Origin of the sequence: Dactylosporangium sp. NPDC006015, from assembly GCF_040614215.1 — a bacterium.
GTDB lineage: Bacteria > Actinomycetota > Actinomycetes > Mycobacteriales > Micromonosporaceae > Dactylosporangium > Dactylosporangium maewongense.
The window spans coordinates 299,217-317,754 of sequence record NZ_JBEXUD010000003.1 but is presented as its reverse complement, the minus strand read 5'-3'; the positions used below and the strand labels follow the sequence as shown (position 1 = coordinate 317,754).

The 18,538-nt window shown below is 72.4% G+C and carries 18 protein-coding genes; 10 read left to right on the top strand and 8 right to left on the bottom strand.

What is annotated here, in order from left to right:
* The first annotated feature begins 93 nt into the window (after window positions 1-93).
* Window positions 94-549 (top strand): MaoC family dehydratase, encoded by a 456-nt coding sequence (locus ABZ321_RS07705; protein WP_354890053.1) that lies wholly within the window; start codon window positions 94-96, stop codon window positions 547-549.
* Window positions 550-584: 35 nt separating this feature from the next.
* On the opposite strand, the gene ABZ321_RS07700 is transcribed toward ABZ321_RS07705, so the two are convergent.
* The 3 genes from ABZ321_RS07700 to fabG all read right to left on the bottom strand — a co-directional run bounded on the left by ABZ321_RS07700 (window position 585) and on the right by fabG (window position 3,686).
* Window positions 585-1,652, bottom strand: a complete 1,068-nt coding sequence (locus ABZ321_RS07700; protein WP_354890051.1) for an acyl-CoA dehydrogenase family protein — start codon at window positions 1,650-1,652, stop codon at window positions 585-587.
* An 82-nt stretch (window positions 1,653-1,734) separates the two neighbouring features.
* On the bottom strand, window positions 1,735-2,928 hold the full coding sequence (locus tag ABZ321_RS07695) for an acyl-CoA dehydrogenase family protein (RefSeq protein ID WP_354890049.1): 1,194 nt from the start codon (window positions 2,926-2,928) through the stop codon (window positions 1,735-1,737).
* On the bottom strand, window positions 2,925-3,686 hold the full coding sequence (fabG, locus tag ABZ321_RS07690) for a 3-oxoacyl-ACP reductase FabG (protein ID WP_354890047.1): 762 nt from the start codon (window positions 3,684-3,686) through the stop codon (window positions 2,925-2,927). The genes ABZ321_RS07695 and fabG overlap by 4 nt, the downstream gene beginning before the upstream one ends.
* A 191-nt stretch (window positions 3,687-3,877) precedes the next feature.
* Between fabG and ABZ321_RS07685 the strand changes: the two genes are divergently transcribed.
* The 5 genes from ABZ321_RS07685 (at window position 3,878) to ABZ321_RS07665 (ending at window position 9,064) form a co-directional block, all read left to right on the top strand.
* A complete protein-coding gene (locus ABZ321_RS07685) occupies window positions 3,878-4,882 on the top strand; it encodes a hypothetical protein (RefSeq protein WP_354890045.1) in 1,005 nt (334 codons plus the stop codon).
* Entirely contained in the window at window positions 4,882-5,502 is a 621-nt protein-coding gene (locus tag ABZ321_RS07680; RefSeq protein WP_344501004.1) for a hypothetical protein, read from the top strand. The genes ABZ321_RS07685 and ABZ321_RS07680 overlap by 1 nt, the downstream gene beginning before the upstream one ends.
* Window positions 5,503-5,505: 3 nt before the next feature.
* Window positions 5,506-6,303: an endonuclease/exonuclease/phosphatase family protein gene (locus ABZ321_RS07675; protein WP_344501006.1), complete on the top strand. Its 798-nt coding sequence runs from the start codon at window positions 5,506-5,508 to the stop codon at window positions 6,301-6,303.
* A 191-nt stretch (window positions 6,304-6,494) separates the two neighbouring features.
* The gene (locus ABZ321_RS07670) at window positions 6,495-8,234 is read left to right on the top strand and encodes a VWA domain-containing protein (RefSeq protein ID WP_354890043.1); all 1,740 of its coding nucleotides are present in this window, start codon (window positions 6,495-6,497) and stop codon (window positions 8,232-8,234) included.
* Between the two features lie 83 nt (window positions 8,235-8,317).
* Window positions 8,318-9,064 (top strand): NmrA family NAD(P)-binding protein, encoded by a 747-nt coding sequence (locus ABZ321_RS07665; protein ID WP_344501010.1) that lies wholly within the window; start codon window positions 8,318-8,320, stop codon window positions 9,062-9,064.
* Here ABZ321_RS07665 and ABZ321_RS07660 read toward each other — a convergent pair.
* Window positions 9,051-10,511 carry a fused MFS/spermidine synthase gene (locus tag ABZ321_RS07660; RefSeq protein WP_354890216.1) on the bottom strand — a complete coding sequence of 487 codons (1,461 nt, stop codon included), beginning with the start codon at window positions 10,509-10,511 and terminating at the stop codon, window positions 9,051-9,053. The genes ABZ321_RS07665 and ABZ321_RS07660 overlap by 14 nt on opposite strands.
* On the opposite strand from ABZ321_RS07660, the gene valS reads away from it, so the two are divergent.
* On the top strand, window positions 10,503-13,073 hold the full coding sequence (gene valS / locus ABZ321_RS07655) for a valine--tRNA ligase (RefSeq protein ID WP_354890041.1): 2,571 nt from the start codon (window positions 10,503-10,505) through the stop codon (window positions 13,071-13,073). The genes ABZ321_RS07660 and valS overlap by 9 nt on opposite strands.
* Complete coding sequence (locus ABZ321_RS07650) at window positions 13,073-13,879, top strand: TrmH family RNA methyltransferase (RefSeq protein ID WP_354890039.1); 807 nt, start codon at window positions 13,073-13,075, stop codon at window positions 13,877-13,879. Before valS ends, ABZ321_RS07650 begins: the two co-directional genes overlap by 1 nt.
* Window positions 13,880-14,333: 454 nt before the next feature.
* Here the strand turns inward: ABZ321_RS07650 and ABZ321_RS07645 are convergent, their stop codons facing one another.
* Entirely contained in the window at window positions 14,334-15,371 is a 1,038-nt protein-coding gene (locus ABZ321_RS07645) for a cobalamin-dependent protein (protein ID WP_354890037.1), read from the bottom strand.
* Window positions 15,368-16,693, bottom strand: a complete 1,326-nt coding sequence (locus ABZ321_RS07640; RefSeq protein WP_354890035.1) for a GAF domain-containing SpoIIE family protein phosphatase — start codon at window positions 16,691-16,693, stop codon at window positions 15,368-15,370. The genes ABZ321_RS07645 and ABZ321_RS07640 overlap by 4 nt, the downstream gene beginning before the upstream one ends.
* A gap of 137 nt (window positions 16,694-16,830) precedes the next feature.
* Here ABZ321_RS07640 and ABZ321_RS07635 point away from each other — a divergent pair, with 137 nt between their 5' ends.
* Complete coding sequence (locus ABZ321_RS07635) at window positions 16,831-17,172, top strand: STAS domain-containing protein (RefSeq protein ID WP_344501020.1); 342 nt, start codon at window positions 16,831-16,833, stop codon at window positions 17,170-17,172.
* A gap of 100 nt (window positions 17,173-17,272) precedes the next feature.
* On the opposite strand, the gene ABZ321_RS07630 is transcribed toward ABZ321_RS07635, so the two are convergent.
* The gene (locus tag ABZ321_RS07630) at window positions 17,273-17,683 is read right to left on the bottom strand and encodes an ATP-binding protein (protein WP_354890033.1); all 411 of its coding nucleotides are present in this window, start codon (window positions 17,681-17,683) and stop codon (window positions 17,273-17,275) included.
* Window positions 17,684-17,821: 138 nt separating this feature from the next.
* Here ABZ321_RS07630 and ABZ321_RS07625 point away from each other — a divergent pair, with 138 nt between their 5' ends.
* The gene (locus ABZ321_RS07625; RefSeq protein WP_354890031.1) at window positions 17,822-18,184 is read left to right on the top strand and encodes a TraR/DksA family transcriptional regulator; all 363 of its coding nucleotides are present in this window, start codon (window positions 17,822-17,824) and stop codon (window positions 18,182-18,184) included.
* 116 nt (window positions 18,185-18,300) lie between these two features.
* Here the strand turns inward: ABZ321_RS07625 and ABZ321_RS07620 are convergent, their stop codons facing one another.
* Window positions 18,301-18,531 (bottom strand): hypothetical protein, encoded by a 231-nt coding sequence (locus tag ABZ321_RS07620; RefSeq protein ID WP_344501026.1) that lies wholly within the window; start codon window positions 18,529-18,531, stop codon window positions 18,301-18,303.
* Window positions 18,532-18,538: the final 7 nt, after the last annotated feature.

Here is an 18,538-nt window from a genome sequence, read left to right as displayed (position 1 = left end):
ACACGTCCTGGTGACAAAGGCGGCCGGTCCCGATCCACGGGGCCGGCCGCCCGTCGTTGACGGATGTTGCACTTGCTGTGCAGGATCAGGGGTATGCGAACGTTTGCGAACGGCGGCGAGTTGCTGGCTTCAGTCGGCGAGATCCTCGGCCACAGCGACTGGCGGGAGATCACCCAGGAGCACATCAACCTGTTCGCCGAGGCCACCGGCGACTTCCAGTGGATTCACGTGGACGCGGAGCGGGCCGCGGCCGGACCGTTCGGCACCACCATCGCGCACGGCTTCATGAGCCTGTCGCTGCTGCCGGTCCTGGTCTCCGGCGTGTACCGGGTGGAAGGCTCCCGGATGGGCATCAACTACGGCCTGGACAAGGTGCGGTTCCCGTCGCCGCTGCCGGTGGGGTCCAAGGTGCGCGCCACGGTGCAGCTGCTGTCCGCCGAGGACATCGGCGAGGGCTGGCTGCAGCTGAAGAACAAGGTGACCGTCGAGCGCGAGGGCCAGGAGAAGCCGGTCTGCGTCGCCGAGTCGCTGACCCGGCTCCTCCTGTAACGCGACACCTCACTCAGCCCGGACTCAGCCCGGGCTCAGCCCGGCAGCGACACCAGGTCGGCCAACGCCGTGCGATGGGCGGAGGCCGACCCGAACGTCGCCGCACTGGCGCGGGCCCGCTTCAGGTACAGGTGCGCCGGGTGCTCCCAGGTGAAGCCGATCCCGCCGTGCAGCTGCACACACTCCTCGGCGGCCTTGACCGCCACCGGGGAGCAGAACGCCTGGGCGACGGCCGCCGCGACCGGCAGGTCCGGGTCGCCGGTCGCGAGGCAGCCCGCCGCGTAGCGGGCCACCGCGCGGGCCTGCGTGACGCTCACCCACAGGTCCGCGAGCCGGTGCTTGACCGCCTGGTACGAGCCGACCGGCCGGGCGAACTGCCGCCGGGTCTTCACGTATTCGACGGTCGTCGTCAGGCACCAGTCCGCGACACCGAGCTGCTCGGAGGCGAGCAGCGCCGCCCCGGCCAGCAGCGCCCGGTCCACGGCACCGGCCGCGTCGGCGGTGACCAGCCGCCCCGGCGCGCCCGCGAACGTGACGTCGGTGAGCGGCCGGGTCAGGTCGAAGCTGACCACCGGCACCCGGCGCGCCGCCGCGGCGTCCACCGCGTAGAGCCCCGCGGCGGAAGGCACCAGCAGTACATCGGCCGCCGCGGCGTCGACGACGCTGGTGACGGCGCCGTCCAGCCGGTCACCCCCGGCGGTGACGGTCCACGGCTGCGAGGTCCGCCAGGACAGCGGCACCGCCAGGGTCGCCGTCCGGCTGCCGGCGGCGACCGCGTCGAGCAGCGGGTCGCCGGTGCCGGTGAGCGCGGCCACCGCCAGGACGGAGCTGCCGAGGAACGGCACCGGCGCGACGCTGCGACCGAGCTCCTCCATCACCACCGCGGTCTCCCGCCACGACGCGCCCGCGCCGCCGGCCGCCTCGGGCACCGGCAGCCCGGCCACCCCGAGGTCGACGGCCAGGGACCGCCACAGCTTCAGGTCGACGGGTTCGGCCGACTCGATCCTCGCCAGCACCGCCTCGAACCCGGCCCGGTCACCCAGCAGCGCGCGCACGCTGGAGCGCAGCTCCTCCTCGACGTCGCTGTACAGCAGATCGGTCATGCCGCCACCTCCGCTTCGCTCCGGCGTCGGCCTGCCCGGAACCTGTCACATGATGAGCGGCCCGAGCCGCTCCGCTGGCCGCTCATTTCGGCAGGTCCTTCCACGCGACGTCCTTGTCGAGCCGGTGCTCCGGCGGCAGCCCCAGAACCCGCTCCGCGACGATGTTGCGCAGGATCTCCGACGTGCCGCCCTCGATCGAGTTGCCTTTCGCGCGGAGGTACCGGTATCCGGCGGTCCGGCCGGAGAAGTCGACGATGGTCGGGCGCCGCATCGTCCACTCGTCGTGCCGCAGCCCCTCCTCGCCGAGCAGGTCCAGCTCCAGGCCGGAGATCTCCTGGTTGAGCCGGGCGAAGAGCAGCTTCGCCGCCGACCCCTCCGGGCCGGGCTGGCCGGCCGCCAGCTGTTGGCGCAGCCGCATCCCGGTGAGCCTGGCCGCCTCCGCCTCGACCCACAGCCGCAGCAGCGCGTCGTGCAGCGCCGGGGTCCGCAGCTCGGGCCGCTCCCGCCACAGGTCGGCGACGATGCCGATGCCGCCGCCCTCGCGGGGCGCCGCGCCGCCGCCGATCGCGACCCGCTCGTTCATCAGCGTGGTCTGCGCGACCGCCCAGCCCTCGCCGACCGCGCCGAGCCGGTCGGTGTCGGGGATCCGGACGCCGGTCAGGAACACCTCGTTGAACTCGGCCTCGCCGGTGGCCTGGCGCAGCGGCCGCACCTCCACCCCGGGCGCGGTCATGTCGAGCACGAAGTACGTGATGCCCTGGTGCTTCGGCACGGCCGGGTCGGTGCGGGCGATGAGGATCGCCCACCGCGCCTCGTGCGCCATCGACGTCCACACCTTCTGGCCGTCGACGACCCACCCGTCGCCGTCACGGACCGCACGGGTGCCGAGGCCGGCGAGGTCGGATCCGGCGCCGGGCTCACTGAACAGCTGGCACCACACCTCCTCGCCCGTCCACAGCGGGCGCAGCCAGCGCCGCCGCTGCTCGTCGGTGCCGTGCCGCAGGATCGTCGGGGCGGCCATGCCGAGGCCGATGCCGATGCGCCGCGGGTTGTTGTCGGGGGCGCCCGCCGCGGCGAACACGTCCTCGACGGCCGCCTGCTCCTCCCGCGGCAGGCCGAGCCCGCCGAGCCCTTCCGGGAACTGCACCCACGCGAGCCCGGCGTCGAACCGGGCCCGCAGGAAGTCCCGCGGGTCGAGCGCGTTGGGGTCGTGCGCGGCGAGGAACTCCCTCGCCAGGTCCGCCGGCTGCGATGTCGGCTGCGATGTCGGGTTCAATTGAGCGGGCCTCCGGCCACGTAGATGACCTGCCCGGACACGAAGCCCGCACCCTCGCTCGCCAGGAACGAGATGGTGTGCGCGACGTCCGCCGGCACGCCCACCCGGCGGACCGGGATCCGCTCGGCCGCCGCCTGCTGGAACGCCTCGAAGTCGACCTTGACCCGGGCGGCGGTCGCGGCGGTCATGTCGGTCGCGATGAACCCGGGCGCGACGGCGTTGACGGTGACGCCGAACGGGCCCAGCTCGATCGCCAGGGTCTTCGTGAAGCCCTGCAGCCCGGCCTTCGCGGCGGAGTAGTTGGCCTGGCCCCGGTTGCCGAGCGCGGACGACGACGACAGGTTGACGATCCGGCCGAACTTCGCCGCCGTCATGTGCGCCTGCGCGGCCCGGCTCATCAGGAACGCACCCTTCAGGTGCACCCCCATCACCGTGTCCCAGTCGCTGTCGCTCATCTTGAACAGCAGGTTGTCCCGCAGCACCCCGGCGTTGTTGACCAGGACCAGCGGCGGGCCGAGCTCGCCGGCGACCCGGTCGACGGCGGCGGCCACGGCCTGTGCGTCGGCGACGTCCGCCCCGACTGCCAGGGCGCGCCCGCCGGCGGCCTGGATCTGTTCGACAGTGTCCTTGCAGGCGCCCTCGTCCAGGTCGAGCACCGCCACGGCGTGCCCGTCGGCGGCCAGTCGGAGGGCGGTCGCGGCGCCGATGCCGCGGGCCGCGCCGGTCACGATCGCCACGCGGGCCTGTGTGTCAGTCATACCTCCGATCCTCACCCGTGAGACACGGTCCTGAAAAGGCACTGCAAGTGCAGATTGTTCACACCGCCCGCGCTAAATGTCCGATTGGCGGAATTTCCCGCAAGTTCCCGGCGGGGAACCGTTCAGGTGCGGCACGGTTGCGCCGATGGTCTCAGCGTCACACGGAAGAGACGGCACCACGGGGGGCACGGATGAACGGCAACACGATCAAGAAGGCAGTCACGCTGGCCGGTTTTGCCGCACTGGCGGGCCTCGGGACGATGATCGGTTCGACCACCGCCTCCGCCGCTCCCGCCGGCGCCTCCTCTGCGGCCTTCGGTGGCAAGGCCGTCGCCTACGTGCGGGCCGGCGTCATCTACAGCAGCGACGGCTACAGCGAGGTCCGCCTCACCGAGGACGAGGTCAACGCCCGGCCGCGGTTCAACCCCGACGGCACGAAGCTCGCCTACCTGCACAACAACACGGTCTGGGTGATGAACGCCGACGGCAGCGGCAAGCGCCAGGTCAGCGACCGGGTCTCCGGCGGCGCCTCGTGGTCCCCGGACGGCAAGTGGATCGCCTACGCCGCGCTGTCGTGCACCGGCGGCCCCGGCGTCTTCCGCGTCGCGGCCGACGGCCCCGAGGGTCCCGAGGGCTCTGGGTCGCAGCCGCTCTTCCCCGCCTCCTGCCGCGACCAGGCCGTCCCCGAGGTCGCGTACATCACCGAGCAGGCAACCGAGCAGGCCGGCCCGGTGAAGCTCGTGGACCGCCTGCGCGCCGACGACGCGGTCGCCTGGTCGCCCGACGGCACGAAGATCGCGTTCCGGGGCGGCGAGTGCGAGTCGATCGCCGACAACTGCCTGAGCGTCGGCACCGTCGAGACCGGCACCGAGCGCGCCATCGACTACTACGGCGGTGGCGGCAGCGGCACCAGCGGCTTCGGCGTCGTCCCCGCCTGGTCGCCCGACGGCCGGAAGGTCACGTGGACCACCTACACCGAGGACGGCACCGCGGTGCGGGTCACCGAGGCCGACGCCGACGGCGGCAACCGGCACCAGATCGGCGCCGCCGACGACCGCGAGATGGTCTACGCAGGCACCCGCACCGGCGTGCTCACCGCGTCGCACCAGGGCCACTCCTGGGTCACCGCGGTCGACCTGGCCACCGGCGCGCGGACCCCGCTGCACCAGGGCTCGCAGCCGACCGTTCAGGCCTGATGACCAGACACCTGCTCGGCATCGCGCTGGCGCTCACGCTGGCGTCGTGTGGCTCCGGTCCGACATCTGTCGGGCCGGAGCCTTCGCGTTCGGCCACCGGCGGCGCGCTGCTCGCCGTCGAGGATCTGCCCGACGGCTACGTGACCAGCCCGCCGCAGGTGGAGCCCGAGGTCAGCGGGGACAGCACGGTCAGCGTCGCCGGCTGCGGCGCCCTGATCGACCGGTTCCGCGGGGGCGGCACCGGCGTCCGGTTCGAGGGCGGCTCCGCGGGGCCTTTCCTCGCCGAGGAGGTCTCCGCGGATCCGGATGCGGTGGATGTACTGCGGGAGCTCGGCACCCGGTGCGCGGCCTTCACGGACACCGATCCCGGCGGCGGGACGACCAGCGTCACGGTGACCGACGCCGGGCTGCCGAGCCTCGGCGACGAGTCCGCGGCGGTCAGGATGGCGGCGTCCGGCGGCGCCGGCGACGACGCCTACACCCTCGGCGGCTACCTGCTCGTCGTCCGCGTCGGCGGCGCGACCTGCACCCTCGTGCACTTCGGCCAGCCGGAGGTGGACCGGGCCGAGACCGAGACGATCGCCAAGGCGGCGGTGCGGAAGCTGCGGCGGCCACAATGAGGCATGCGGCTGGGCACGTTCAACCTCATGCACGGGCGGTCTCTCGCCGACGGGCAGGTCGACGCCGGCCGCGTCCACGCAACGATCGCCGCGCTGGACACCGACGTCCTCGGGCTCCAGGAGGTCGACCGGGGCCAGCACCGCAGCGGCCACGCCGACCTCGCCGCGATCGCGGCCGACGCGTTGGGCGCGGGGCATGTCATGTTCGTGCCGGCGGTGGTCGGCACCCCCGGCGAGGGCTTCCGGACGGCGACCGACGGCGACCAGGACGGGACCGACCCGCACTACGGCGTCGCGCTGGTGAGCCGGTATCCGGTGGTCGATTGGCGGGTGACCCGCCTGCCGGCCGCCCCGCTGCGCTCACCGCTGCTGGCCGGACCCCAGCTGCTGTTCCTCGACGACGAGCCGCGGGTCCTGATCGCCGCGGTGCTCGAAACCCCCGCCGGGCGTGTGACGGTCGCCACCACCCACCTGTCCTTCGTCCCCGGCTGGAACGTCCGGCAGCTCCAGCTGGTCCGCGGGGCGCTGCGGCCGCTGCCGGCACCGCGCGTGCTCCTCGGCGACCTCAACCTCCCCGGCGGGCTGCCCCGGCTCTTCTCCGGCTGGCACCGGCTCGCGCGCCTGCCGACCTTCCCGGCACCGGCGCCACGCGTGCAGTTCGACCACGTGCTGGCCGACGGGCGCGGCATCGAGCGCCTCCCGCGGGTCCTGCGGGTGGCGGCCCCGGCGGTGCCGTTCTCCGACCACCGGCCGCTGGTTGTGACACTCCGTGACCGCCCGGGCACGCTGAAGATCGATTAGGGCAGATTTAAGTGCGAGCGGAATGCCTGCTTGCGGCGGTTTGTCTCGGCGTGATTGCGAACCGTGTTCGGATAACTACGATTCTTCGGTGCCTTGTAGATTGGGCGTTCGTTTGTTGGGATGCGTACCGTCAGTGATTTCCAACCGAAGGTACAAGGCCGCAGAGGCCGCCGGTCCGGAGGATAAGAGCCGTGAAAGGTCGCCACCGCTCAGCGGGGTCGTCAGGCGCAGCGCTCAAGATGGGCGCCGCCGCCGTCGCCGTGCTCGTAGTCCTCGCCGGCAGCTGGTATGCGTTCCGGAAGTACTCCCAGCCGTCGTGCGGTGCGTCCACCAAGCTCACGGTCAGCGCACCCTCTGACATCGCACCCGCGCTGAAGCAGCAGGTCGCCGACTGGTCCGCGCAGGCCAAGACCGGCGACGGCTGCGTCGACGTCGAGGTCATCGAGGCCGCGTCCGCCGACGTGGCCGCCGCGATCGCCGCCACCTCGAAGAAGTCGCTGACCGGCGTCGGCCAGGCCAACGGCAAGACCCGCATCCCCGACGTGTGGGTGCCCGACTCGTCCCTGTGGCTTCAGCGCCTCCGCGCCGTCAACCCCGCCGGCCTCCCCGCCGACGCCAAGTCGATCGCCCGCAGCCCCATCGTCGTCGCCGTCCCCGAGCCGATCGCGACCACCTCCTTCGGCTGGCCCCAGACGAAAGTCAAGTACACCGACCTGATCGGGAAGGTCGCCGGCGACCAGAAGGTCAAGCTCGGCATCGTCGAGCCCAGCCGCGACTCGACCGGCCTCGCCGGCCTGATGACCCTCGCCGCCGCCGCGACCGCCTCCGCCGGCGGCAACCAGACCCAGGCCACGCAGACCGCGACCGCCGCCCTCCGCGCGCTCGCCGCCGGCCGGTCCTCGCTGCGCGACGACCTCATGCAGAAGTTCCCGCGCGGCTCCGACCCGCAGGCACTCAGCGCCGGCCTGACCGTCGCGCCGCTGTCGGAGCAGGCCGTCATCCAGTACAACGCCCAGCAGCCGCCGGTCCGCCTCGCCGCGATCTACGCCGAGCCCGCGCCGCTCGCCCTCGACTACCCGTTCGTCATCCTCAGCAAGGAACGCACCGCCGCCGCCGAACAGCTGCTCAAGGTGCTCGGCGGCGACCAGTTCCGGGACCGGCTCGGCGCGATCGGCCTCCGCGGCTCCGACGGCGTCGCCGGCAAGGGCTTCCAGACCCCGACCGGCGCACCCACCTCCCTCACCGCCGGCCAGGTCCCCGACGCCGCCGCCATCGAAGGCCTGCTCACCAAGTGGCAGGCGATCACCCTCCCGGCCCGCATGCTCGCCGTCATCGACGTGTCCGGCTCCATGCTCACGAAGGTCCCCACCGCCGGCGGCGCCGACCGCATGACGGTGACCCTCGAGGCGGCCCGCCGCGGCATGCAGCTCTTCGACGACTCCTGGGCCCTCGGCGTGTGGACCTTCTCCACCCAGCTCGACGGCGCCAAGGACTACAAGCAGCTCGTCCCCATCGGCCCGCTGGTCAGCCAGCGCAACCAGTGCCTCCAGGCGCTGCAGGGCATCCGCCCCAAGCAGAACGGCGACACCGCCCTCTACGACACCATCCTCGCCGGCTACAAGGCCGTGCAGAGCGGCTGGGACCAGGGCCGGATCAACTCCCTCATCGTCATGACCGACGGCGAGAACGACGACCCCGCCGGCGGCCTCTCCCTCGAGCAGCTGATCGCCGAGCTCAAGGCGACCGCCGACCCGGCCAAGCCCATCCAGGTCATCCTCATCGGCATCGGCGACAAGGTCGGCGAGGGCGCCATGCGCCAGATCACCGACGCCGTCGGCGGCGGCACCTTCGTCGCCCCCGACCCGGCCAAGATCGGCGACATCTTCCTCCAGGCCATCTCGCTGCGCGGCCAGGCCGCCCAGCCCAAGTAGCTGTTACCCGCGTCCGGCTCACCGCCCCGCCATGATCCCGCACCGCACGGGATCACGGCGGGGCGGCGGCGCATACTGGGTGTGTGATCGCGGTGACCGGGGCGTCCGGGCAGGTCGGCAGACGAGTCGCGGCGGGGGTCCCTGAGGCGCGGCGGCTGACCCGCAAGGACGCCGAATACGGCGACACCGGCCGGATGCGGCAGGCGCTCGACGGGGTCGGGACGCTGTTCCTGGTCTCGGCGCGCGAGTCGGGCGACCGGGTCGCCGAGCACCGCAGCGCCGTCGACGCGGCCGTCGCGGCCGGCGTCCAGCGGATCGTGTACCTGTCGTTCGCCGGCGCCGCACCCGACTGCACCTTCACGTTCGGCCGGGACCACTGGCACACCGAGCAGCACATCCGGCAGACCGGCCTGCGCTGGACCTTCCTGCGCGACAACCTCTACCAGGAGATGCTGCCGATGCTCGCCGGCCCCGACGGCGTCATCCGCGGCCCCGCGGCCGACGGCCGGCTCGCCGCCGTCGCCTACGACGACATCGCCGCGAGCGCCGTCGCGGCACTCACCCAGGACGGGCACGACGGACGGACCTACGAGCTCACCGGGCCCGAGGCGCTGACCATGCACGAGGTCGCGGCCAGGCTCGGCCTCACCTACGTCCCCGAGACCGTCGAAGAGGCCTACGCGTCGCGGGCGCACTACGGGGCGCCGGCGTTCGAGGTCGCCGGATGGGTCAGCTCCTACGAGGCGATCGCCGCCGGCGAGCTCGCGACCGTCAGCGACGACGTACGGCACCTGACCGGACGGGACCCGAAACCGCTCAGTCCCAGGTGAGCAGCTGGTCGACCGGCGCGTAGTCGTCGGTCAGGACCCGCGCTCCGCCGACGAACGCGCGAAGCTCCTCGCCGGTCAGGGAGTCCGGCATCGCCCGTACCGGCGACGTGGAAGCGAGCACGACGAAGTTGCTGCCGGTCTCGCCCCGCAACGCGGGCCGCGGCGCCACCAGGGTCACGAACGGGAACACGGCGGCGATGGTCGCGACCTCGGCACGGACGAAGCGGCGGGCCGGACCGTCGATGACGTTGAGCGCGTAGACACCACCCGGACGCAGCACCCGCCGAACGTCGGTGACCAGCTCGCGGGTCGTGAGATGCCACGGGACCGCGAGATGGCCGAACGCGTCACCGATGACCAGGTCACGCGACGCGGACGGCTGGCGGCGCAGACCCGCGCGGGCGTCACCGGTCTCGACCCGCAGCAGCGGACCCGTCCGCAGGCCGAGCCGCCGCCGGTCGAGCTCGACGAGCGCCGGATCCAGCTCCAGGACGAGGTTGTCGCTGCCCGGACGGGTCGCGGCCACGTACCGCGGCAGCGTGAACCCACCACCACCCACATGCAGCACATCCAGCGGACCCGCCGGCAGACCGTCCACATAGGACCCGATCCACTGGGTGTACGCGTACTCCAGATGCTTCGGGTCGCCGAGATCCACATAGGAGTGCTGGGCACCGTTGAGGAACAGGACGCGCCCCTCACCCCCGTCCTCGCCGACGGCGGCACACGTGTACGCGGTCTCCACGTCGCACGGGGAAGGGGTGACGATGCCGAGCGGCACGCCGATCACGACGAACGCCGCGGCCGCCGACAGGTTGCCGGTGCGCCGCCAGTACCCGCCGAAGCCGAAGCCGGCAAGCGCCAGCACACCCGCCAGGACCAGCAGGATCACGCTCGTCGGCACGGTGGCCACCAACACGAACCCCGTCGCGAACGTCGCCGTGATCGCGCCGAGCGTGCCGACGCTGGACAGCCGGCCCACCACCCTCCCGGTGTGCGCGAGATCGGCCAGCTGCAGCTTCACCACCAGCGGGGTCACCGCCGACAGCAACGCCGCCGGCACGAACAAGGCCATCGCCGCGAGCAGCAGCACACTCGACGGCCCGGCGTCGCGCAGCCACGCACCGGCCACCCGGACGATCGGCAGCGTCGCGGCCGTCGCGGCGGCGCCCAGCAGCAACAACGGCGACAACAGCCGGCGCGGGTCGCCCCGCCGGTCCGCGAGCCAGCCACCGGTCCACGCGCCATACGCGATCGCGGCCAGGGCCACACCGATGATCGCGGTGCTGCTCGACAGCGTCACACCGACGTACGGCCCGACGAGCCGCAGCCCGACGATCTCCAGGACGAGTACGGCACCGCTGGTCAGGAACACCAGACCGGCGGCGATGCGGTTATTGAGGGGTGTCGCGGCATCCACCGCTCTAGCATGGGGCACATGTCCGATTCGACGCGCATACCTGCCAAGCCGACCCTCGATGGCCTCGAGGCGCGCTGGGTAAAGGTATGGGACGCCGAAGGGACCTACCGATTCGACCGGACCGCCACCCGCGACAGCGTGTTCTCGATCGACACGCCGCCGCCGACGGTGAGCGGGGCACTGCACATCGGCCACGTCTTCTCCTACACGCAGACCGACGCGATCGCCCGCTACCAGCGCATGCGCGGCCGGGACGTGTTCTACCCGATGGGGTGGGACGACAACGGCCTGCCCACCGAGCGGCGGGTGCAGCTCACGTACGGGGTGCAGTGCGACCCCGCCCTGCCGTACGACGAACACCTCGTCATCACGAAGACCCCCGGCGGCCCGCCCCAGAAGATCAGCCGGCGGAACTTCATCGACCTCTGCAAACGCCAGACGGAGGTCGACGAGCAGGCCTACGAGCAGCTGTGGCGCAACCTCGGCCTGTCCGTCGACTGGACCCTGCTCTACACGACGATCGGCGACCGGGCCCGGACCGCCGCCCAGCAGGGATTCCTCAACAGCCTCGCCCGCGGCGACGCGTACGCCGTCGACGGCCCGACCCTCTGGGACGTCACGTTCGGCACGGCGGTCGCGCAGGCCGAGCTCGAAGACCGCGAACGCCCCGGCGCCTACCACCGGATCCGCTTCGGCGACTTCACCGTCGACACGACCCGGCCCGAGCTGCTGCCCGCCTGCGTGGCCCTGGTCGCGCACCCCTCCGACGAGCGGTTCCAGCCGCACTTCGGCACGACCGTGCGCACGCCCCTGTTCCACGTCGACGTGCCGCTGCTCGCCCACCCCCTGGCCGACCCCGCGAAGGGCACCGGCCTCGTGATGGTGTGCACCTTCGGCGACCTCACCGACGTGACCTGGTGGCGGGAGCTCGACCTGCCGACCCGCACCGTCATCCAGCGCAACGGCCGGCTCGGCCTGCAACCGCCGCCCGGCGTCGACGAGGACCAGTACGCACTCGTCGCCGGCCTCACCGTCAACCAGGCCCGGGAGAAGATCGTCGCGGCACTGCGCGCCGACGGCATGCTCGAAGGCGAGCCACGGCCGATCACCCACGCGGTGAAGTTCTACGAGAAGGGCGAGAAACCCCTCGAGATCGTCGGCACCCGCCAGTGGTACATCCGCAACGGCGGCCGCTCGCCAGAACTCCGCGCCGCGCTGCTCGCCCGGGGCCGCGAGCTGCAGTGGACCCCGGCCCACATGCGCTCCCGCTACGAACACTGGGTCGAAGGCCTCACCGGCGACTGGGTGATCAGCCGGCAACGCTTCTTCGGCGTGCCGATCCCGCTCTGGTACCGCCTCGACGACGACGCCCACCCCGTCCACGACGACCCCATCGTGCCTTCGGCGCTGCCGATGGACCCGAGCAGCGACACGCCACCCGGCTACGACGAGTCGCAGCGCGGCCGGCCCGGCGGGTTCATCGGCGACCCCGACGTCATGGACACCTGGGCGACGTCCTCGCTGACCCCGCAGATCATCGGCGGCTGGCTCGACGACCCCGACCTCTTCACCCGGGTCTTCCCCATGGACCTGCGCCCCCAGGCCCACGAGATCATCCGGACCTGGCTCTTCTCGACCGTGCTGCGCGCCCACGTGGAGCACGACGTGCTGCCGTGGAAGCGGGCGTCGATCGCCGGCTGGATCGTCGACCCCGACCGCAAGAAGATCGGCAAGTCCAAGGACAACGCCGGCGACTCCCCGGAAGCCATGCTCGAACGGCACGGCGCCGACGCCCTGCGCTACTGGGCGGCCAGCGCCCGCCCGGGCGTCGACACGGCGCTCGACGTGAACCAGATGAAGATCGGCCGCCGCCTGGCCACGAAGCTCCTCAACGCGAGCCGCTTCGTGCTCGGCTTCCCCGTGCCCACCAGCGGAGCCGTCACCGAGCCCGTGGACCAGGCCCTGCTGGCCGCCCTGTCCACCGTGGTGACCGAGGCGACGGCGGCCTTCGAGGTGTACGACTACGCGCGCGCCCTCGAACGCACCGAACAGTTCTTCTGGTCCTTCTGCGACGACTACCTGGAGCTGGTCAAGTCCCGCGCCTACGGCGAGCTTCCCGCCGCCGACTCCGCCCGGACCGCTCTGACCACGGCGCTGTCGACCCTGCTGCGGCTGTTCGCCCCGTTCCTGCCGTTCGTGACGGAGGAGATCTGGTCCTGGTGGCAGCCCGGCTCCATCCACCGCGCCTCTTGGCCGACCGGCACTTCCGCCACTGGCGGCGAACCTGCCTCCGCGGCTGGCGGCGGGCCCTCCTCTGCGGCTAGCGGCCCCTCCTCTTCCTTTCCAAATCATCCCTCCGCCGACATTTCCGACATTTCCCCTTTGTCGGTCGCGACGGCGGTGCTGGCGGCGGTGCGGAAGGCGAAGTCGGCGGCTCAGCAGTCCATGCGGGCCGAGGTGGCGCTGCTGGCGGTGGCCGGCCCCGCGGCCGTCCTGGAGCAGGTCAAGGCCGACCTGACCGCGGCCGGCAACGTCCGGTCGTGGGCCATCACCGACGCTGAGGAACTGTCCGTTACCGTCACGTTGTGATGGAACTCCAGGCCATCGGGGTCCAACACCCCGCCGTGCGGCAGGTGCAGCACATCCAGAACAACACCGCACCCAACCGCTACAAGCTCTTCGTCGCCGAGGGCCTCTGGGCGCACAACATGCTCCTGGAGGCCGGCGCGCCGATCGACACGTTCTTCTGGTGCCCCGAGGCGATCTACGCCGACGAGGCCCACCGCCGCGCCGAGGAGATCGCCGCGCGGGCAGACCGGTCGTTCCGGATCTCGCTGCGGACCCTGGAGAAGATCTCCGAGCGCGACAAGCCCGACGGCCTGCTGTCCCTGGCCGCCCTGCCCCGCTGGGACGCCGACGATCTCCGGTTCGGCAAGACGTCGCTGGTACTGGTCGCCGACGGCCTCGAGATCCCCGGCAACCTCGGCACCCTGATCCGGTCCCTGGACGCCTGCGGGGCCGACTGCCTGGTGCTCACCAACCGCAAGACCCGCCTGACCCACCCGAAGGTCATCCGCGCCAGCCAGGGCACGATCCTCACCGTGCCGACGATCGAGTTCGAGCAGACCGCCGACGCCGTCGCCTGGCTCCAGCGCCACCGCTTCACGGTCCTCCTCGCCGACACCGACGAGGCGGTCAACTACCGCCAGGCGAACTACTCGGGCCGCACCGCCCTCGTCGTCGGCAGCGAACGCTACGGCATCGGCAAAGAGTGGTACGGCCACGGCTACCAGCGCGTCGCGGTCCCCATGCTCGGCTCGGGCGACTCCCTCAACGTCTCCGTCTCCGCCTCAGTCCTCCTCTACGAGGCACGCGCCCGCAAATCGTCCTGGTAACCCGCGCCGCAAATCGTCCTGGTAACCCGCGCCGCGAACCGCTGCGTGACGCACGCGCCCCTGGCTATGCACGCCCGCCGGTAACCCCGCCAGCACCGGCGACGAAGACGCGATGATCGTGCGCTACGAACGTCCGTCGGTAACGCGCGCTACGTACGTCCGCCGAGAACACGCGCTACGAGCGACCGCTGGTAATGCGCGTCCGCGGGCGAGTGGACGCGTCCGCGGACGGGTGCCGGTAACGCGCGCCTGCGAGTTGGCCGGGGTCAGTGGGGGTCTGCTGGTCGATGGCTGGCCGCACCGTGTTGGTGGGCAGCCTGCGCTGAACGTTCGCGGGTCCGGCACGCTTCGGGCTGGTGCCTCACCGCCTACTTGGCAACCTACACCACGCCTGCAAATTGACCTTCAAACCCGCATTCAGGGCAGTACGTATAGTAGTTTCTGCTGCTCAGAGCTATAGGGACTTGAGGTGGCGGGCGGCTTCGGGGAGGGGTTCGCCGACGGTGCGGTGCAGGGCGAGCCACAAGCCCGGGATCGCGCCGGCGGGTTCGCCCCGGGCGGCGAAGAGCGCCGTCAGCCAGTCGCTGGCCTCGCGGAGCAGCCTCGGGTCGTCGGTGAGCAGCGCCGCCGACAGGGCGTGCAGGGCGTGGTCGATCGCGTCGTCGAACAGGCCGCCGTCCTGCGAGGCCGGGTCCTGCGAGGCCGGGTCCTGCGAGGCCGGGTCCTGAGGTCCGGAGTGGGGGGACTCGAGCCAGCTCCGGCGGGCGGTGGCGCGGAACTCGGCGAAGCGGACGACCATCTCGGCGTGCTCGTCGGCGCCGGCGTGGCGGGCGCGGTCCGTGGCGGCGCTGTGAAGGTCCCCGCGGGCGACGAGGCCGTCGAGCACCGCCGCGGCGGCGCGGGCGTCCTTCGCCCAGCCGGAGGCGCCCAGCGCCCGGGCCCGCGTGTCGTCCGGTCCGAAGGCGCCGCCGCCGACGAGGACCGGCAGGCCCGCCTCGCGGGCGGCGTCGATGAGGCGGCGGGCGGCGGGCAGGGAGGCGGCGACGGAGCAGCTGATCGCGACCGCGTCGGCGTCCACGTCGTCGAGGAAGCGGGCGAACTGGCGGGCCGGCATCGACGCGCCGAGGAAGGTGGTGCGCCAGCCGGCCGCCTGCAGGCAGTACCCGACCAGGCGGGCCGGTAGGCCGTGCCACTCGCGCTCCGCGCAGGTGAGGATCACGTGGCCGAGCGGGTCGGCGGGAGCGGCGATGCGGGCGCCGACGGCGAGGGCGACGGACTCGCTGATCGCGGTCGCGGCGTGCTCGTGGGCGACGGTCCACGAGCCGGCCGCCCAGCGCAGGCCGACCTGCTCCTGCGCGCGGCCCACGACGTCGAGCAGGACGTCGACCGGGTCGGCGCCGCCGTCGACCAGCGCGAGCGCGTGCGCCACGGCGCCCGCCGCGTCCCGGCGCTCCAGGAACGAGAAGTACGGCCCGAAGGGCAAAGCGGTCACGAGGCGGCCGCCCGCAGGGCCAGCACCGCCAGGTCGTCGCGTTGCATGCCGTCGGAGCCTTCGAGGACGGCGATCTCGATCGCCTCCACCAGCGCGTCGACGCCCACCTGCGCGTACTGCGACAGCAGCTCGGCGAGGCGCCGCGTGCCGTCGCGGACGCTGTGGCGGCGGGCCTCGGTGACGCCGTCGGTGTAGAGGACGAGGGTGTCGCCGGGTGACAGGGTGACCTCCGCCGACGTGTACTCGACCTCGGGGACCAGGCCGGCCGCGAGGCCGCGCACCGCGACGGGCTCCACCGTGCCGGAGGCGCGGACGGCCAGCGGCGGCGGGTGGCCGGCGGAGGCGACCTTCACGTGCAGGGCACCGCAGGGCTGGCGGCGGACCCGGCCGTAGACGGCGGTCACGTACCGGCCGGAGGCGGTGCCGTCGAGCATCGTGTTGAGGGCACGGAGCACCGCGGCGGGGTCGCGGTCGACGGCGGAGGCGCCGCGGACGGTGTGCCGGGCCTGGCCGGTGACCACGGCCGCCTCGACGCCCTTGCCGGAGACGTCGCCGAGGACGAACGACCAGTCGTCGGGGCTGCCCCACGCGTCGTAGAAGTCGCCGCCGATCTCGGCGTCGGTGGAGGCGGCACGGTAGCGGGCGGCGAGCGCGCTGCCCTCCAGCTTCGGCAGCTCCGGCGGCCGGAGGCTGGCCTGCAGGACGGTGGCCACGCCGGCGCGCTCGGCATACCGGCGGGCGGCGTCCAGCGCGAGCGCGATGCGGACCGCCAGCTCTTCGGCGATGGAGATGTCCTCGGCCACGAACCCGAAGCCGGTGCGGCGGGCGAGCGTCAGCGTGCCGAACGTCGTGCCGCGGGCGGTCAGCGGCAGGCCCAGCACGTCGGCCGGGCGCAGCGCCGCGACCTGCTCGCGCATCCGCTCGTCGGGCACGAGGGCGAGCAGGCCGTCGGGCTCCAGCGGGTCCTGCTCCAGCGAGACGTGCAGCAGCTCCGGCCGCCCGGTGACCAGTAGCCTCGACTGCCCGTTGACCCCGTCGGCGTCGGGATGGCGCCGGGCCGCGGAGGAGGTGCCCGTCTTGTTGACGACGAGGCTGGTGTACGACGCCCCGTCCCGACCGATGAGCATGATCTGCGCCCAGTCGGCGAGGTGCGGCACGCATGCGGTCAGCGAGCGCCGGACGGTGTGCGGCAGGTTGAGCGACCCGGAGACGGTGCGGCTGGCGTCGGCGAGGAACTGTGCCCGCCGCTGGGCGACGGCCAGCATGGCAGCGTCGTCCAGCGCGTCCGGGGCACGCCCCACGAAGCCCAGGTCGCTGGTCATGGGTTCGAGTCTGCGTCGTACCCCGGACCGGGTCAAACGGTGTGAGCGTTTGAAGTCCGCCCAATGGGTACCACACACTGTTGACCAGCGATCAGTAGCCGATCCGTAGCTCGGTTCGCGAAAGGACACAGCGCAACGTGGTCAACGACGAGACAGTCTGGGAGCTGTCGGTGCGCCGCGAGGGGCAGCGGGCACGACTCGACACGGTGGGTGACCTGGATCTGGACACCGCACCGAAGCTGCTCACCGAGGTGGTCAAGCAGCTGGACGCAGGCGTGACGGAGCTGGTCATCGACCTGACCGAGCTCGCCTTCATCGACTCGAGCGGGCTGGGGACGCTGGTCGGCTGCTGGCGGCGGGCACAGCAGGCGGGCGCGACCTTGATCGTCGCCAACCCCAACGACGACGTGTCCATGACCCTGGAGATCACCGGTCTGGACCAGATCCTGCCGATCAGGGACGAGAAGCAGGCCGCCTGATCGACGAGCGGGCGAGAAGCAGGCCGCCTGAACAACGGGCATCAGCGCTGACAAACGAGTACAACGACCACCAGCGCTGATGAACGGGAAGGAAGCCGGCCTAGATCAGCTCGGCCCAGACGATCTTGCCGATCGGTTGCGGGCGGACGCCCCACGAATGGGCCAGCCGCGACACGATGAACATGCCCCGCCCCGAGGTGCTGGTCTCGTTGTCGATCTCGGTGATCCGTGGCAGGGCGGGGCTCGCGTCGCCCACCTCGATGAGCACCGCGCCGTCGCGGCGCAGCAGGCGCAGCGCGGCCGGCGGGATGCCGTGCCGCAGCGCGTTGGCGACCAGCTCATGCCCGACCATCACCGCGGCGCGGGTGAGGTGGGGCAGGTCCCACACGTGCAGCGCGCGCGTGATCACCCGGCGGGCCTGACGCGCCTCGCCGGCGGGCACCTCGACGCTGACCGCGTCCGCGCCGGGCGCGACGAGGTCGTCGGGGTCGACCGTGAACACGTACCTCATGGTGCCCGCTCACGCCCCCGTTGAACAGTGACACGGCGCCGCGAGTCGGGCAGGTGACAGGTTTGCGGCAGGTCTGCGATGGGCAAACCGAAACCCAATCGAACTCCAGGGGGGCCCGTAATGCTCGTCCAGCCAGAAATGACGGTCGCCGGTGGCGCGCAGCGCTCTTCGGACCTGCGTGCCGCGCTGTCGGCGCGTCATCAGGAGCTCGCCGACGAGTATGCCGAGGCGGTCGCCGAGATGACCCTCGCGGGTGTGGTCGACGCCGGTGACGACGTCGCCGACCTGGGCACCAAGGCGTTCAGCCGGGACCAGGAGCTCGCCCTCGCGCTGTCGATCCGCGGCCGGATGGACCAGGTGGAGCGGGCGCTGGAGCGGCTCGCGGATGGCACGTACGGCCGGTGCGAGCGCTGCGCCGAGGACATCCCGGTCGCCCGCCTGACGGCCTTCCCGTCGGCGACCCTCTGCGTCCACTGCAAGAGCCTGACCGAGCGCCGGTAACGACCACCGCGAGAGCCTGACCGAGCGCCGGTAACGACCACTGCAAGAGCCTGACCGAGCGCCGGTAACGACCACCGCGAGAGCCTGACCGAGCGCCGGTAACGGAGAAGGTGGCGCTAGTGGCGGGCGCCGCTGGCGCTCAGCCGCTCGACGACCCCGAGGGCCCGGTGCGCCGCGCTCTGCAGGTGCGGCAGGTAGTCCGCGGCGGCGGAGTCGGCGGCGAGGTCCTCGGACAGGAACGCCACATAGTTGAGGATGGCGCCCAGCGCGTTGGAAAGGTCGTGGGCCCCGTCGGCGATCTCGGCCCGCAACAGGGCGAGCTCGTCGGCCGGTTCCGTCGCGCCCATCCGTCCC

What these genes read in the sequence shown, in the direction of transcription:
- fabG (WP_354890047.1), bottom strand. Translation starts at nt 3,686, where the DNA reads ATGACTGACACACAGGCCCGCGTGGCGATCGTGACCGGCGCGGCCCGC.
- ABZ321_RS07640 (WP_354890035.1), bottom strand. Translation starts at nt 16,693, where the DNA reads ATGACCAGCGACCTGGGCTTCGTGGGGCGTGCCCCGGACGCGCTGGAC.
- ABZ321_RS07620 (WP_344501026.1), bottom strand. Translation starts at nt 18,531, where the DNA reads ATGGGCGCGACGGAACCGGCCGACGAGCTCGCCCTGTTGCGGGCCGAG.
- ABZ321_RS07625 (WP_354890031.1), top strand. Translation starts at nt 17,822, where the DNA reads ATGACGGTCGCCGGTGGCGCGCAGCGCTCTTCGGACCTGCGTGCCGCG.
- ABZ321_RS07650 (WP_354890039.1), top strand. Translation starts at nt 13,073, where the DNA reads ATGGAACTCCAGGCCATCGGGGTCCAACACCCCGCCGTGCGGCAGGTG.
- ABZ321_RS07700 (WP_354890051.1), bottom strand. Translation starts at nt 1,652, where the DNA reads ATGACCGATCTGCTGTACAGCGACGTCGAGGAGGAGCTGCGCTCCAGC.
- ABZ321_RS07705 (WP_354890053.1), top strand. Translation starts at nt 94, where the DNA reads ATGCGAACGTTTGCGAACGGCGGCGAGTTGCTGGCTTCAGTCGGCGAG.
- ABZ321_RS07685 (WP_354890045.1), top strand. Translation starts at nt 3,878, where the DNA reads ATGAACGGCAACACGATCAAGAAGGCAGTCACGCTGGCCGGTTTTGCC.
- ABZ321_RS07680 (WP_344501004.1), top strand. Translation starts at nt 4,882, where the DNA reads ATGACCAGACACCTGCTCGGCATCGCGCTGGCGCTCACGCTGGCGTCG.
- ABZ321_RS07630 (WP_354890033.1), bottom strand. Translation starts at nt 17,683, where the DNA reads ATGAGGTACGTGTTCACGGTCGACCCCGACGACCTCGTCGCGCCCGGC.
- ABZ321_RS07675 (WP_344501006.1), top strand. Translation starts at nt 5,506, where the DNA reads ATGCGGCTGGGCACGTTCAACCTCATGCACGGGCGGTCTCTCGCCGAC.
- valS (WP_354890041.1), top strand. Translation starts at nt 10,503, where the DNA reads ATGTCCGATTCGACGCGCATACCTGCCAAGCCGACCCTCGATGGCCTC.